Source organism: Reichenbachiella versicolor (assembly GCF_003171675.1).
In the GTDB taxonomy this organism is placed as follows: Bacteria; Bacteroidota; Bacteroidia; order Cytophagales; family Cyclobacteriaceae; genus Reichenbachiella; species Reichenbachiella versicolor.
Genome location: NZ_QFZQ01000010.1, coordinates 1 through 16,594, shown reverse-complemented (window position 1 = coordinate 16,594; position 16,594 = coordinate 1). Strand labels below are relative to the sequence as shown.

Annotated in this window: 12 protein-coding genes and 1 rRNA gene; 4 read left to right on the top strand and 9 right to left on the bottom strand. The window is 39.7% G+C overall.

Annotated features, from left to right (window positions below; all coding sequences use genetic code 11):
• Nucleotides 1-60: 60 nt before the first annotated feature.
• The 8 genes from DKG80_RS17820 to DKG80_RS17785 all read right to left on the bottom strand — a co-directional run bounded on the left by DKG80_RS17820 (nt 61) and on the right by DKG80_RS17785 (nt 8,802).
• A complete protein-coding gene (locus DKG80_RS17820) occupies nt 61-792 on the bottom strand; it encodes a hypothetical protein (protein WP_109832736.1) in 732 nt (243 codons plus the stop codon).
• A gap of 910 nt (nt 793-1,702) precedes the next feature.
• Entirely contained in the window at nt 1,703-2,542 is an 840-nt protein-coding gene (locus DKG80_RS17815) for an RNA polymerase sigma factor (RefSeq protein WP_109832735.1), read from the bottom strand.
• 50 nt (nt 2,543-2,592) lie between these two features.
• Nucleotides 2,593-3,066, bottom strand: a complete 474-nt coding sequence (locus tag DKG80_RS17810) for a YybH family protein (protein ID WP_109832734.1) — start codon at nt 3,064-3,066, stop codon at nt 2,593-2,595.
• A 504-nt stretch (nt 3,067-3,570) separates the two neighbouring features.
• Nucleotides 3,571-3,948: a helix-turn-helix domain-containing protein gene (locus tag DKG80_RS17805; protein ID WP_109832733.1), complete on the bottom strand. Its 378-nt coding sequence runs from the start codon at nt 3,946-3,948 to the stop codon at nt 3,571-3,573.
• A 172-nt stretch (nt 3,949-4,120) separates the two neighbouring features.
• Complete coding sequence (locus DKG80_RS17800; protein ID WP_162555963.1) at nt 4,121-4,846, bottom strand: hypothetical protein; 726 nt, start codon at nt 4,844-4,846, stop codon at nt 4,121-4,123.
• Between the two features lie 65 nt (nt 4,847-4,911).
• A complete protein-coding gene (locus tag DKG80_RS17795; protein WP_109832731.1) occupies nt 4,912-5,406 on the bottom strand; it encodes a hypothetical protein in 495 nt (164 codons plus the stop codon).
• 145 nt (nt 5,407-5,551) lie between these two features.
• Nucleotides 5,552-6,280, bottom strand: a complete 729-nt coding sequence (locus DKG80_RS17790) for a DUF6261 family protein (RefSeq protein WP_109832730.1) — start codon at nt 6,278-6,280, stop codon at nt 5,552-5,554.
• A gap of 614 nt (nt 6,281-6,894) precedes the next feature.
• Nucleotides 6,895-8,802 carry a T9SS type A sorting domain-containing protein gene (locus DKG80_RS17785; protein WP_162555962.1) on the bottom strand — a complete coding sequence of 636 codons (1,908 nt, stop codon included), beginning with the start codon at nt 8,800-8,802 and terminating at the stop codon, nt 6,895-6,897.
• 930 nt (nt 8,803-9,732) lie between these two features.
• Here DKG80_RS17785 and nadA point away from each other — a divergent pair.
• Together nadA and nadB are read left to right on the top strand one after the other, a co-directional pair.
• On the top strand, nt 9,733-10,698 hold the full coding sequence (gene nadA, locus DKG80_RS17780) for a quinolinate synthase NadA (protein WP_109832728.1): 966 nt from the start codon (nt 9,733-9,735) through the stop codon (nt 10,696-10,698).
• Between the two features lie 148 nt (nt 10,699-10,846).
• Nucleotides 10,847-12,400 carry an L-aspartate oxidase gene (gene nadB / locus DKG80_RS17775; protein WP_109832727.1) on the top strand — a complete coding sequence of 518 codons (1,554 nt, stop codon included), beginning with the start codon at nt 10,847-10,849 and terminating at the stop codon, nt 12,398-12,400.
• A 152-nt stretch (nt 12,401-12,552) separates the two neighbouring features.
• On the opposite strand, the gene recJ is transcribed toward nadB, so the two are convergent.
• Entirely contained in the window at nt 12,553-14,268 is a 1,716-nt protein-coding gene (gene recJ, locus DKG80_RS17770) for a single-stranded-DNA-specific exonuclease RecJ (RefSeq protein ID WP_109832726.1), read from the bottom strand.
• Nucleotides 14,269-14,406: 138 nt separating this feature from the next.
• On the opposite strand from recJ, the gene DKG80_RS17765 reads away from it, so the two are divergent.
• Nucleotides 14,407-15,618 carry an MFS transporter gene (locus tag DKG80_RS17765; RefSeq protein ID WP_109832725.1) on the top strand — a complete coding sequence of 404 codons (1,212 nt, stop codon included), beginning with the start codon at nt 14,407-14,409 and terminating at the stop codon, nt 15,616-15,618.
• Between the two features lie 679 nt (nt 15,619-16,297).
• Nucleotides 16,298-16,594 (top strand): 16S ribosomal RNA (locus DKG80_RS17760); the annotation flags it as partial.

The following is a 16,594-nucleotide window of genomic DNA, read 5'->3' as shown; positions in this document are numbered from 1 at the left end:
TAACTTTTGACTTCTTAGACAACCTCATTTTACTGATTACTGTAGGCCTTACAGATTGGTTTAGTAAATATAGAATTGAATCCTCAATGCTTCCATTCGTCTGCTTTGGCCAGTAGTGCCTGATACAGCACCGTTAAAACTCCAATTAGACTCCCATCCTATTCCTTGTAGGTGAGACTTGTAATAGACAAAACCAGCACCATCATTTATCCAGATTCTAGTAGCTTCCATTCGTCTACTTTCGCCAGTAGTACCAGTGATGCTACCATTACATTTAGTAGACTGCCACCCAGTTCCTTGCAAGTGGGATTCATAGCATAGGTCTACTCCCTGCAAGATAAGATAGTAAGCTTCCAGCCTTCTACTTTGTCCAGTAGTTCCAAACTCATAATAAGAAGGCAATTCATTTACTGAAATATCCGAACCATATCCCCATCCAGTGCCCTGTAGGTGATATCCATAGTTGAAAGCAGGGTTGGCTGTAGTTCTAGCATTACTTGTAGGTTTTTCAGGTTTTGAAACACTGTAATTAGGAATCAATGCACCTGATTCATCATAAGTCAATAAGAAGTTTTCTGCATCTTCATTTCTTCCCAATGATACCAAATGCTCATAGACAGGCATTCTTAATTCCGCCTCTATTTTGGCAGCTGTATTTCCAGTTTCGTCTTTTAGAAAGAAATGGTTAGTCTCCTCTGGAGAAGCTACTTCCTGTAAAGTCTCTTCACTACAAGACACGATGAAAAACATAGCTAATGCTATAAGAGATAATAAACTTTGTGATCTTTTCATTTTTTTAGATTGTTAAGTTGATTGTAAGACCTACAACTAATCAGTATTCTAGGATTCTTACTTCTAAGTTACTTTACTCGCGATGAAAAACCATCGATTCGTTAAGTCTGAATTGCGGGGAATTTGCCGTCTCAAAGAGCATACGGCTCTATCTTCTAAATAGACGTATTTTAGGTCTTCATGACCCAAATTTCTTAATACATAAATAACGGTTTATTGACTTTCAAACTCAACTAGCACTAGAAAAAAGCAATCATGTTGAGCATAGCGAAATATCTAATCCCGTCTTAGAAGCCCCTTCGCTTTGGCTGTGATAGTTTGATGTTAATACTATTTTGCTAGACGTCACCCTGAAAAACATTTCTACAAGTGTAAGAATTGGTTATTCAGGGTCTCAAAGCTAGCTACGATCAGTATCCGTCAGATCCCTGATAGCTTTTCTCTACTATCGTGAGAAAAACTTCTGGGATGACGTTTATCGTTTTAGGCTGAGTCAGTTTTCTTTCTAAATAGGATGGAAGCAATTCAAGTCCATTATTAAAAAACACTGAAAAGTAAAATCACCTTCATCACGAGCGCAGCGCGGCGACCTCATTGGGTAGGGTAGCGCTTTATTCTTACAGATTATTTCGTCGTCCCTTCTAGCATGACGGTGTTTTTTTGACATAATACTTTTCGAATCGTCGTCACGAATAGCGTGAAGTGATATGTTCAGGTCATGCAGCAGTTCAGTGAAAAGATTGCCACATGGCTTCTTGATTCTCTATCGAAACGCAGTTCGCGACGCTGTTTTTGTCTTAAATTGTCATCCTACCGTATCAACTTCTGAATAGCATCAGGTTTACAATTTTGAGAGAGCCTTCTGACTTTATTGGGCTTTGAGCCCAGTAGTAGAAATAAGCTTTACTAACTACAAGTTGAAAGTTTCCCTAACAGATGTTGAGTCTAACAATCTTTTGATAGTTGCGCTAGTCTCAGGGCTATCAAGAAACGGGTTATTTTGAAAGAGGGCCTTATATTCTTGATTGATACTGTGGTGTAGCGCATCTATTTTATTGCTAAGTTGTTCTCTGATACTTGAAATTTTATCTTTCTGAAACTGAAGAGTATTTGGATCAACATAACCAGCTTTGATGAATCCGGATGTCTTTCTGGCACACCGGCATGGATTGCTTTTATTAATCAATCCGCATTTCCCATCCATAAATGTATACAACTGTTTTTTCGCTCTGTGCAACTTCACACGGAAGTTTTCTCGGCTTATTTCCATTACCTCTGCACCTGCTATATCAGCAAATTCAAAAATTTCACCCATCAGGAATATCAGACGCTGTTCCCTGTCAAGACATAGTAGCATACCATTCATACAGCTGATTTTAGCTTCTCGTAATACAAGTTTCTCCTCCGCCTCAGATGTGCCAGAGAATTGTTCATCAGGAGTACTGTCTAGTGCTTTTCCGAAAGCTTCAAAGTTCAAGGTACTCTGTTCATACTTTCCTCTTTTCATATTCAGAAAATGATTCTTGATGATTCGGTAGAGCCACGTTTTGAATTGACTTTTTTCATTGAACGTACCCAAGTTCGATATCATTTTAATCAAAACTTCTTGAGTGATGTCCTGAGCTTCATCTTTATCTCCGACAAAAATGATGGCAGTATTGTACACCCAGTTTTGATATTTTTTTATCAAGCTATCCAAGGCATCTCTATCACCCGAAACAGCTTTTTTAATTAATATTTGTTCTTCCATGTTTAAATAAATTTAGCTCCTTGCACGTCTTTGTGCAAAGAGCAATTTTGTTACTTATCCAGTAGTATTTGTCCATGAGGATTGTCAATTACCATTAACCAATCTCCATTATCTTGTTTCCTTAGTACTGCAACTGATAGTCCTGATTTCTTCATCACTTCTCCGTCAGGCATTTTAGCACTCATATCCCATGGAGCTATGTGAATAGCAATATTGTTTGTAACTACTACCTGATGCCCATTATTGTACTCAAACTTAGGCTTGGCCGCGGCCCATTCTTGGAACATTTTTCTCATCGTATCTGTATCAGATACTGGCTTATCTGGATCAAACAATACTGAGGCATGGGGTTCATAAAACTGCATTACTGCGTCGATATTCCCTTTCTCAAAGTTCGATGTCATTTTTTCAACCGTAGCTAGTACTTTTTCTTCTTCTTGTGTCATTTGATTTTTGTTTTGTGAATAAGCATAATCCACCCCTATCAGAAGGAGTAATGAAAATGCAGTCGATTTGAAAGTCATAATTATTTATTTTATGACTTAGACACAGAGTCGAACGAGCTGTTACAGAAAAATCTAAAATAGTTCTCCAAAGGGTAATAAAAGAACCTTGAAAGTATGTTCAATGTTTTCAAGTTCAAATATGGGTAACTCTGGTTGGAAGCAATCAATTGGGTATTAATTCGTATTCTCGATAAGAGAATCAATTTCTTCGACACATTGAGTATCTTCAAGGGGGGGTAGTAAGCGACAATGAGTCAGGGAGTTCAAAACAATGGGCTATCTTCCTTGCGATTAAATGAAAATTCGTGTTCGCAATATATTGGATATTGCCATCTGCCTAATGCAAAGAGACTATTCATACGAGTAGGACTTGATCTTATGGATGACAATGAAGGCCTCTTCAGGTCATGGTAGAAGTTTTGTTATCCTTGTTCAGATAGTTTGTTGACTGTATAATTAGCCTCTTTTTGTGCCTAAATTTAAATTCTACGTACAAGACACTGATTGAGAAAGGTAGATAGATTATTTCCCCTGCAGCTTTTCCTCTAGGATTGCCAGTTTGCCTTTCAGCATTTGAATCTCTTTATCTTTTTCTTTTAAGATATCGGTATCTGATCCATAGTAATAATGGTGGTGAGTTTGGTTACCGAAAAATGCGCCTATTGATTGGTTCTCATTATCCGTATTAGAGATATTAATAGTCTCAGGCAAAAACTCTTGAATAGGTACATCCAACTTATTCGCTATTTCTATGACTTTGTCAATTTCAAGAGATGATTGATTGGTTTCGACTCTAGAGTAAGTAGAAGATGGAATATCTACCAAGTGAGAAAATTCAGACTGAGACATGTTTTTTTCTTTGCGAATTTCTAGCAGTTTATCGCCTACTCTCATTTTCATAGTATTGTGATTATTTGGACTGTAATTAACGAAAAATTAGTGCTAGCCCAAAATTGGGCAGAGGATTTGATGGCCTTACTTAGTTGAAAGAGTTAATTGTAAAAGTTGCATTAAAATGCGTGTTATGGATAATAAATTGGGTCACATTATAAGTTGACCTTGTTCGCTGATGTTAATCAGAAGTAGATTTGAAAATAAAGTGAGAATGGACGTAGCTTTCGAGCTTTGTTTTAAATATCAAAATAGCTTCTTTAGACTTCATTAATGGGTTGGTATTTATATTATTGACCTCTTCTGATATTATCGTTTTCATATTAAAATCTATATCAGTATTGTAGGTATTGTATAGTCCCCCCAATTTCTTTTTTGTTGTTAATCTAAACCAAGGAAAGGCGCTGTACTCTTTTAATAGTCTAATAATGAATTCTTTCTCTGGATTGGTATAATCTTTTGTTTTACCCAAGTATCTATCGATTATTGATTGAGAAAGAATCTTGAGGCTTGTTTTGCTCTTATTGATGTTTGTGTTGAAGACTATTGATGCTAATAAATGTTTCGAAAGAGAATCCTCTACCGTACTTTCATTCTCTACATCTACAATAGGCTCAATAGTTATTATGGAGGAAGTATAGTTTAAAGCATTAAAAACTACACTGTGTTTAGATTCTATTAATGTTATTTTGACTAGTTCGTCTGATTGCAGTTTAATGAAACAGTTCAAAACAGTTTCCATAGCCAACTTTTCCCAATCAATATTCTTAACGAATGTAATAGAATCAAATTTTAGATTCGGGTATTTTACAATTGCAGTTAGTCCAGGATAGGTTAAAGTCTCTTTCTTCATACCAAAATCTACAAGTGTTTCTGATATGATGGCGCTTGAATATAACTCTTTCATCAAAGAGTGAAGTTTATTAGAAGTAGTAGGCATTTAGATAATATTAGTTTTTTTATTAATAATTCTTATTTGATAAAAAATTTCAAAAGCCATGAGAACAAATGAATGTTGTCACTTGCATCTGATATTTTTTCAAGGGTTTCATCAATTTGCTCATTACTTCCTGATTCTAAAGAGCCAAAAAAGAGTATTGTATCTATCAATTCTTTATCCCAACTTTTTTTCTTTAAGATTATATTATCTGCTCCATTTTTTCGGAACAATTTGATGGTTGAAAAGTGAACAGAATATGTGTATTGATCTTTTCTCAAAGAAGTGTGTATTTCATTTGGTTCTTTATAGAGGTTTATTTGATTTTTATCAATTTCAATTCTTTTAAACGAACCTTTGTAAGTGAAGTATGCACTAAATGATAATATGGCAAACACTATTGAGAGCAATAAATTCAAAAATGGAGAATCGATCAATAATGATGAAGTAATAAGGGTAAAGACATTAAGGTATATAGCGATTATCTTTCCGCGGCTTATATTGTTTCCTTTTAGATTGTATGATTTCATTTGATTAGAATTAATCAGATAGAGGTTAAACAGTAGGAGTTTCTTAAGACGGCTAATTACAAACAAATTCTTTTATAATCATAATTTAGATTATTTACTGTGTAAAAAAAGCACCCCAACTGAGGTGCTTTTCATATCCAAGACTTTACCCTTCCACTTCCGTTTCAGAGTTACTCTTTTGGCGTTTTTCCAGAAGCTGGTTGTAGCTATCGATGATACCGTTCACCTCGGAGATCGCAGAGCTGAAAGGCTCCGCACCCTTGTTGACCGTATTGTAAGCCCCCAACATGTCACGAAGCGCATAGTACTCCATCACGATTTTGTTTCTGGTTTCCTTCACCGTTTCAGGAGACTGATTGACCATAGTCTTGTTTCGAGCCAAGTACAGATTACTGAAAGCAATATTAGAATCCTCTAACTCCGCCAACCAATCGTCAAGCTTCAGCGCAGTGATCGCCTCCGACATTTCAGTCTTAGACTTGATATCAGCGATCAAACTAGTAAGCGACCCCGTTTGCTCCTGATAGTTTTGGCGAGCGATCCCAGATCCATATAGGTTAAACTGTCGAGCAAGGTTCTCCGCATGGCTCTTAATTGTCTCATCATAGTGATACTGATGTGCAGTAATTACAGTGAGAAGGCCATTGGTAGCAGCATCTCGACGCTCATCAGTAGCCTCCATGTCCTTGGTCAAGGCATAACCCCTCTCAGGCATCATGAGTTGGATGAGTAGAGTAGAGCTTCTCTTCAGCGCATCATATTCAGCTTTTATATTCAAAGCCTCAGGGTCGTGCTGACCCAATATAGCTAGGCAATCGCTGATGAACTGTGAAAACTCGATGTTGCGTAAATGATTCATGTGAATCGTATTCATACTTAAATGGTTTTGATAATTATTAAAAGTCTTGATTTTGAAGTATTCGCAGTTTCGCGACGACCTCGTGCAGCCTGCAGGAAGCTTTCGCGGCTTCGCGATGTGACGCTGCACACTGCCTGAAGCTTTCGCGAGTTCGCGACAAGCTGCTGCAGATTGATTGATGTTTTCGCGAATCCGCGACGTATTGCTGCGAGTTGCAGGAGAGTTTCGCGAGTTCGCGACGAGGTCCTGCAGGTTGCAGGAAGCTTTCGCGAAAAGGCGATATTGTCACTCTAGTCTGTAGTAGGTAATTGAAAATAAGCGACTTGGAAACCGAATGCTGAGGCACTGGAGTTAGGTGAATTAGACGTGTATTGTCCTGACGGACATGGGGGCAAAATCTCATAGAGTCGTGCTGATTGATCACTTAGATAGTAATCCCCCTCAAATGCTGGCGCAAATTAAACAAATTGTTTGGTCACGCAAAACTGTTTATTATCACCTCTTTATCTCTGAAGTCATAGGATGGCACTAAGGTTTTGTCAATCTCAGTAGAGAATGGTGTAAACAAAATATTCTTACCATTCTCGTCTCAAGAATGGTAAGAATATCTTTCGTTCTATCAATAGCTATTATTGGATGATCAACTGTTCGACTTTAGAATAACCCTCAGTCGTAAAATGAACGACATAAATGCCTCGTCTCAGCATCGACAAATCAATAGAGGAAGCAGAAGAACCAGCCAAGATATCAGTACGATACACCAGCAAACCATTCGTATCATATACAGATAAGTTCCCATCCTCAATCGTCTCCGCCCACTTCAGCTGAACCATTCCTGACGCAGGATTAGGATATACAGTCAAGCCAATGAGCTCATCCGCAGACTCCAACTCCTCCAAGGATCTATTCCCACTGACCGAAGTGATCTTGAACTGTTGCCATACACCAGCACTACCGTGTAGGCAAAACATGCTGTTTCGTACGAACTTATTATTGTTTCCTTTCAGTCCATAGACATTATTACCAAAATCCTGAAGCGTGAACCGGTTAGCAGCACCCTTGTTAGCATCTTTGCTAGTCATTGCCTTAGCCCCACCCTCAGCGTCTATATAGCCAGCATTGACAGCCTTGAAAGAAACCGTACCATCCGCATTGTTTTCCATCACGAATCGTTCAGTAGCACCAGCCGTCGACTTATTGCAGTACAGCCTATTAGGATTCGCCGCACTTACGAACATCTTGCTCCCTTGATTTTGCAAAGTCACGATGGTCGATGGAGATCCAGCACCTACCACTTTGAACGTAGAAGTCTTAGCGTCTAGATTGGTACTACTACCGATAGCCCTGATTACAATTATGAGCTGATACCCATTGGCTACAGCCCAAGCACTAGGCTGGGAAATAGTCAACTTCACAGTCCCTGATCCAGCATTGACCGTTTTCTTAGCATTCTTAAGCCATTGACCCGACGGACCACGCACCACCGCCAAGACGTTATTTTGAGAAGCAGAAGTATAAGCCACCTTCACATCAAAAGACTGTCCAGAGACCACAGAAGAAGGTTTACTAGAGAAACTAACCGAATTAGTGGTAGTAGGATCAGGAACATAAAACTGTCCACCCTGCTGAAACTGCTTGATGACAAATCCACCACCAGACCCTCCATTAGCAGGCCCTACATTTCTATTTTCCGCCCAGTACTCCGTGATTCTAGAGCTGAAGTTGTTGGTAAGTAATACCTTCTTCTGCTGAAAAGGAGACACGAACGCATTTCGCTGCGCCACAGACGCATTACGAACACCTGTTTTGAGATAGTGAACCATCCCAAGATCACTTATATCAAGACCCTTTACCCCAGTAGACTTTCCATTATTAGGATTATTGAGGTTGCCACCACCCCAGCCACCTTGGCCATGATCAGTCCTAGGAATCTCCCAAATAGGAATACCCAGATCACTGATTTTAGCAAGGTTAGCATACAGACCACGTCTCAGAGGAGTACCATTCGTGTCCTTCAATACAGCAGGATCACCAGGTTTTCTATTCGCATTGAAATAGTTGAAACCATCCACCTCATTATAGTTACTATGAGACACGATCACTATATTATTATAATTATAAGAAGACGCAGGCAACTTAGTCAGCCATGCCAGTACCTGTCTAGAATACCCACCCATAGCGATAGCGATTTTGCCCGCCTTACTAGCATCAGCCAGCACCTTAGCATTTTTTACCAGACCATTGATAGATACCTTGTTAGGAGTGAACCCCGGCGTATCACTGATGAAAGTCACATTATTCTTGATTTTCGGATTTCGATTCAGCTCATTAGCCGTCACCTGATTATCCTTATCCCCACCATTCCAGTCATTTTGCATGAAGATCCTACCCGTGAAAGGTTTGGAAGGAGCCTGTACCAGTGTGATCATCCCATTAGGATTGCTCACAGATACCTGCTGAGCGAGAGATGGGAACAACAACATGACAGCCAACGCTGTAGTTATCGCTCTAGTCAAAAACGTAATTCGATTTTTCATAATATTTATATAGTTAATAATTGGAATTGCAAATGCAGTAGAGAAGGCCATACACATACCCCCCTCACAACCCGTACACCTATAGAGAGTCTATCCCATAGGTGCACAAGTCACCTTCACCATATTCAATACAGAATCAATAAAGAATCAAACCTCCAGACCAAAGCCCAACCTAACCCAATCTAACCCAACCTAACCCAACCTAACCTTAGGATGAATACCCGGGCAGTAAGTCCAGAGAAACCTCTCACTTCATTCAAGAGGCCGTATTGAAAAAGTAGAAAGTGAAAAAAACTCACACCAGTGCTACCTGAGCACATTAGTTTATTCAAAGAGGATAGCTGTAGTGTCTATCAATCAGAAAACACCATCGGTCGTTTGAAGAGGGAATCTGAACCAAGGAGATTAAAAGGGAGTAAAAATTTCATAGCTAATATGGTTTAGTCGGTGATCATGAATAGTCTGAGGAGAAATATATCTCCTTGTATTGCACTACCCTTAATTTATTATAATATTCTGTCATTGTAGAATTTACAGCGTCAATATTTTAGGTGTAGAGTTAAAATGGCTAATAAATTTTGTTGGTGTGACAATGAGAAAAAGAAGAGCCTGTTTAGCCCATCCAGAATAACCGCCAGCATCAAGGCAAAAGCTTGATATAAGAATGAAAAAATGATGTTTCGCAAGGTGGTTCAATAAAATCATGAATCGAACCCCAGATGAATAGAATTCTAATGAAATAAAAGAACAAGAGAAACGCATTAGGCTTGAGTCCGCCTAGTTTTAGAGGATAATACTTCCTCACAAAAGCGTATAACTGACAGCAAATAGCGAAAAACGAAATCGATTTTGTCATGAACCACCTATCCGATAATTTTGCAGTCACGTAATAACAGACAGCAGCAAAACTCTGTTAGACAAACAAACATCATGGGAGAAACAACTCAAGTCGGTAAACCAAGAACTAGAGCCGAGTATATGGAGGAAATCCTTCGCCTCAAAAAAGAAAAAAATGCAGTCCTATTGGCGCACTACTATCAGGAAGCAGACATTCAAGATCTAGCCGACTATGTAGGAGATAGCTTAGGCCTATCTCGCAAAGCAGCCGAGACAGACGCGGACATCATCGTATTTGCAGGAGTACACTTCATGGCTGAAACAGCCAAAATCATCAACCCAGACAAGAAGGTAATACTTCCGGATGAAAATGCAGGATGCTCACTAGCAGACTCTGCACCACCCAAAGAATTCAAAGAGTTCGTAGAGGCACACCCAGACCACCTAGTAGTCACATATATCAACTGCTCCGCAGAGATCAAGGCCATGAGTGACATCATCTGTACCTCTTCCAATGCAGTAGATATCATCAACTCACTCCCAAAAGATCAAAAAATCATCTGTGCGCCAGACAGAAACTTAGGAGAATACCTCAACATCCAGACAGGCCGAGACATGGTGCTATGGGATGGAGCATGTATGGTTCACGAAGCATTCGCAATGGACAAGATCCTAGATCTACACAAAGAAAATCCAAACGCCAAGTTCATCGCACACCCTGAGTCTCCTCAGAATATATTGAGAATATCAGCTTTCGTAGGATCTACAGAGAAACTGCTCAACTTCGTACAGGAAGACGACAACGAAGAGTTTATTGTAGCCACAGAAGCAGGAATCTTACACGAGATGCAAAAGCGTGTACCAAATAAGAAACTGATCCCCGCACCCGCCAAAGAAGACAACACTTGTTCATGCAGCGAATGTCATTACATGAAAATGAATACACTCGAGAAACTCTACAACTGTCTTCTGAATGAAACACCAGAGATAGACGTCCCAGAAGATATCCGTAAGAAAGCCCTAGTACCGCTAGAGAGAATGTTGGAGCTGTCTAAATAGTGGTAGCTCTGCAGGTATTGCCTTTGACTTCGTTTATATCAAGGTAAGATGAATGGTCTATGAGGCTATAAGGTGAATATGTGAGTCAAACTTGTAAAAAAGGGTTAGATTATTTTCATGATACTAACCACAAAACCAAAGTCTGATAATGCCAAAATACGATTTCCTAGTAGTAGGTTCTGGAATAGCAGGACTTACCTATGCCCTGAAAATAGCACAAAAGTATCCAGAGCGAAATCTCGCCATCGTGACTAAGTCCTACGAGAGTGAGACTAATACCAAGTATGCACAAGGAGGCGTCGCAGTAGTCATGAATCAAGTCACAGACTCATACGAGCAGCACATACAAGATACATTGCGCGCAGGAGACGGCTTATGCGATAAGGATGTCGTCGAGATGGTAGTCAAAGAAGCACCAGAGCGATTTGAAGAACTGATAGACTGGGGAGCAGAATTCGACAAAGGAGAAGAAGGAGCCTATTCACTAGGAAAAGAAGGTGGTCATTCCCAAAACCGAATCATCCATCACAAGGATGTCACTGGATTAGAGATCCAAACCACGATGCTGGATCAGATATATGCCTGCAATAATATAGACGTACTCAGTCATCATTTCGCAGTCGATTTGATCACAGAGCACCATCTAGGTACAGCGGGAGACAGCAAAGAGCGCACATGCTTCGGAGCATACGTCCTCAATGAAAAGACATCCAAAATCGAAACCTATGCTGCCAACGTCACAGTACTAGCCTCAGGAGGAATTGGTCATGTCTATCAAAATACCACCAACCCTAAAATCGCCACAGGAGACGGCATAGCCATGGCATATCGCGCCAAAGCCCGAATCAAACACATGGAGTTTGTTCAGTTTCACCCAACCGCTCTCTATGAAGTCAAGCCCACACAGACATTTTTGATATCAGAAGCAGTTCGTGGAGACGGAGCCATTCTACGTGACATTAGAGGAAAGAAGTTCATGCACAAGTATGACGAGCGAGGTGAGCTAGCATCCAGAGACATCGTATCACGAGCAATAGATACTGAGCTCAAGAAAAGCGGTAATGATCACGTTTATCTAGATTGCCGTCATATGGACTACAGCAAGTTCAAAAGTCATTTCCCAAACATTCTCGCCAAGTGTAAAAAAATAGGAGTTGATATCCGAAAAGACATGATCCCCGTAGTACCAGCCGCACACTATTTATGCGGAGGTATCACAGTCAACCAAAACGGGTTATCGACAGTAGGAAATCTGTTTGCAATAGGAGAGAGTTCCTGCACAGGTTTGCACGGAGCCAATCGACTAGCATCAAACTCGCTCCTTGAAGCATTGATATTCGCACACAGAAGCTTCGTAGAATCTTCCAAACTCATCGAAAAAGAAGAAGAGCTACCTCAGATTCCAGATTGGAATGAAGAAGGAACGACTCAACCAAAAGAACTTATCCTCATTACACACAGTAGACGCGAAGTTCAAAACATCATGAACGACTACGTAGGGATAGTCCGATCCACCGAGCGACTCAACAGAGCAAAACGACGTCTCAAGCTTATCTATGAAGAAACAGAAGAGATGTATCAGCGAACCAAAGTTTCTCCACAACTAATGGAACTCCGAAACTTAATCACAATAGCATACCTCATCATCCAACAGTCACTAGCTAGAGACGAAAATCGAGGAGGTTTCTTCAAAGAAGATTAAATATATAGGGGCTTCCTTCTATCTCGTCCGTCATCTCGGAAGGTTTTCTAGCGATAGCAAAGAAAAACTATCCGTGATCTCAATGCTCCTACATACCGCTATGGTGAGATATCTGATAATTACACCACTTATCGGTGTTGGTAATTCTAAAATCAATCCTGAATAGCCTCAGTCTTATGTAACTTAATATCCTTCAGCATCAACTGAAGCGAAACCTCTCCTCTAAAGTGATTTTCCTCCAGTGTAAAAGCAATATCAAACCCATCACCAAGCTTCTTCTCAAAATGCCCCATCCCAAATCCAATAGCATCAAATGCGTTGTCAGTCCCAAATTGTGAAACAAACAGTTTAAGATGTTTCTCCTTCAATACTCGAGGAGGAGACTTCAAAGTCACATTTTTAGCAACGAAGACAGGCTGCATATTTTGAGGCCCAAAAGGCCCCATTTGCTTAAGGATATTGTTGAATCTAGAATCGATATATTCAAAATCAATTTCAGTATCCACCTCTATCTTACAAACCTTATGTTCCTCTTCGATGAGTTCACCCACAGAAGCTTCAAAAGCCCTTTTAAAATCACCCAACTTTTCTTTTTTCATCGTAAGTCCAGCAGCATACTTATGCCCTCCAAACTGCTCCAAATGTTCAGAGCAGGCATCAATAGCCCTATAGATATCAAACCCATCCACAGATCTAGCAGACCCAGTCACCTTTCCATTTGATTCAGTAAGAATAATAGTAGGCTTGAAATAATGCTCAATACACCTAGAAGCCACGATTCCGATCACCCCCTTGTGCCAATCCTTCTTAAACAACACCGTAGAGTGATTGTTCACCTGCCCCTCCTTTTTGATCAACCCCAGCGCCTCCAACGTAATAGACTCATCGAACGACTTACGTTCATTATTTTCAAGATTTAGCTTTTCAGCAAACACATAAGCATCCTCCTTAGTCGGCTGAGTCAATAAATCCAAAGCAGTTTTAGCATGGTTGATTCTACCAGCAGCATTGATACGAGGACCAATACCAAAAACTACATCCGATATACTAAGAGGTCTTTGCAGTCCAGCCTTCTCAATCATAGCCCCGAGACCAGGAGTAGCATCCGAATTCAGCTTTTTCATACCAAAATAAGCCAGCGTTCGATTTTCGCCAGTAATAGGAACAATATCCGAAGCAATACTCAAAGCCACCAAATCAAGAGACTGATATAGTTTTTCTATCTCTATTCCATTTTGAATGCACAATCCTTGAAGAAGCTTGAACCCAATACCACAACCAGAGAGCTCATCATATGGATAATTACAATCATCCTGTTTCGGATCAAGGATAGCTAAAGCATCAGGTAGAATATCCCCAGGTAAATGGTGATCACAGATAATTACGTCTATACTATTTTGTGTTGCATGACCAATAGTATCACAAGCCCTAATCCCACAATCAAGAGTAATCAGTAAATCAATATCGTGATCGATAGCCCATTGGATACCCTTTTGAGAGACACCATACCCCTCAGTATACCGATCCGGAATATACGTGAAAATGTTAGTAGAAAACTCTTTTAGGAAATTATACATCAATGCCACAGAGGTTGTACCATCCACATCATAATCTCCATAAATCAACACCCTTTCACTATTGAAAAGAGCATCATTAAGTCGTTCAATCGCAGTATCCATCCCCTTCATATCAAAAGGATCATGAAGACCATCAAGAGAAGGCCTGAAAAAACGCTTAGCAGAATCGAAGTCAATAATATCTCTCTGAACAAGAAGCTTACCTAGAATAGGATGAACCCCAAGAGAGTTTACCAGTGCATTAACATCCTCTTTAGGAGGCTCAGGTTTGAATACCCATTGTTTGATCATAGCGCAAAACTATATCTATGTTCTTCTCCTTTCACAGCACCAATAGAAAGTATTCACCATTTTATTCAACACAATACGTTTTCTCCGAAGGTTATAAATGCTTAGCGTATTTTACAGATTCAATCTTTATTAAATACCATGAAGAATAAATACCTACAAAACCTTCTGATTTTGATACTATGTGGAGAAGCAGTTTTCTTTCTTCCTTTTGTTCTAGTAAGGATTTTTAGACCAACCATTTTGGAAGCATTTTCTCTCTCAAACACAGAATTAGGGTACGCTTTCTCGCTGTATGGTATATCCGCCATGGTATCCTACTTTATAGGAGGCTTCATAGCAGACAGATTTTCAGCCAAAAACTTAATCGCGCTTTCCCTAGTATCAACAGCTTTATTAGGCTTTTGGATGTCAACAATACCTACATATGAGCAAATACTAATCATATATTGTAGTTGGGGAGTTACAACTATTTTGCTCTTTTGGGCACCACTGATGAAAGCCACCCGATACTTAGGGGGAGATAAAGATCAAGGAAAAACATTTGGAGGGTTAGACGCAGGTCGTGGAATTATGGCCGCAATATTAGGTACATCCATTCTCTTTTTATTCAGTGAAGATCAGACACCTAGAAGCGAACAAGTAGCAGCAAGAATGTACATACTTAGCTCAATTGTTCTATTAGTAATAGCCCTTATGGTTTATCTATATTTAAGATTACCAAATTCAAATGAGAAAGTTGAACAAAGATTCTTAGGTGCTTCAGTAGTCTTAAAGATGAGATCTCTTTGGCATCAGATGATTTTTGTACTGACAGCCTACGTCGCGTATAAATGTACCGATGATATTTCATTGTATGCCTTTGACGTACTTCAGTTTGACGAATACGAAGCAGGGAAAGTAGGAGTTATGATGATATGGCTTAGACCGATTGCAGCAATATCCATTGGCTTTATTGCTGATTATCTTGGCGTTCGGAAGACAAGTCTTTGGACATTCGTATTTGTTCTTATTGGTAGCTTTTTGTTTTATGTACTTGATTTCAGCAAAATATTACCACTATTCTATTTGAACCTTTTACTAGTAGGGATAGGAGTATATGCGATGCGGGGATTGTATTACGCAATAATGAATGAAGGAAACATCCCTCATCAATATTCCGGTACAGCTATAGGCTTCGTTTCACTTGTTGGTTATACCCCAGACATATTTATGGGGCCTGTTATGGGATATTTATTAGATACCTATTCAGGAATCACCGGGCATCAGTATTTGTTTGGGTATAGTTTATTGGTATTGGTGTTAGGCTTTATGAATTTGTATTTGTTTGGGTTTGGTAGGGTTAGAGATTGAGTGTTTTTACTTGTAAAAGATCAAGTTGTGGAGGGGGTGTATAATTTTTTTTTAAGTTGTAAGATATTGATAGGTAGATACATGAGATTTGGTTGTGGAATTTGGTGAAATAAACTTTAGGGATGAGTTTGGAGATTAGGAAAAAGGGTGTTTATCTTTGCGTCCCGTTTGAGAGGAAGGGGCTTTCGAAAGAGAGAGATTGACATGCTGAAGGGTTAGTTAGACCGGGAGAAAGAGGCCAGTTAGAAGCGGCTCAAAAAGATCTTGGGGAGTTAAGGAGTTGTTTAAAAAACTTCTGAAAAAAACTTCACTAACTAGTTTGGAAGTTAGAGAAAAACTTACTTATCTTTGCATCCGCTTTCACAGAGAGGGTTGAAAAAGAGAGAAGAAAAGCTTCTCAAAATGTTGAAACGGAAGGTTTTAGCAACGATTGACAAGTTTGGATTACGACTCACTAGAGTACTGAGTAGAATACGATAGGAGTTACCAGATGGCGTCAAAGAAGTTCTTTGAGGAAATGAAGACAAGACAACAAACCGCTTAAATGGATCAAGTCAATTAGATGAGTAAAATCATTTAAGGATTCACTTTGAGTTAAGGCTAGGATATCAAAACACATTGCCCGTATGGGTGCTACCACTAACGCTTCGCGGTGTTGGTGACGATAGCAAGAATTATTACAATGGAGAGTTTGATCCTGGCTCAGGATGAACGCTAGCGGCAGGCCTAATACATGCAAGTCGAGGGGCAGCACGAGTACTTGTACTTGGTGGCGACCGGCGCACGGGTGCGTTACGCGTATGCAACCTACCCATAACAGGGGGATAGCCCAGAGAAATTTGGATTAATACCCCATGGTACTATAAAGTAGCATTATTTAATAGTTAAAGATTTATCGGTTATGGATGGGCATGCGTGTCATTAGCTAGATGGTAAGGTAACGGCTTACCATGGCAACGATGACTAGGGGGCCTGA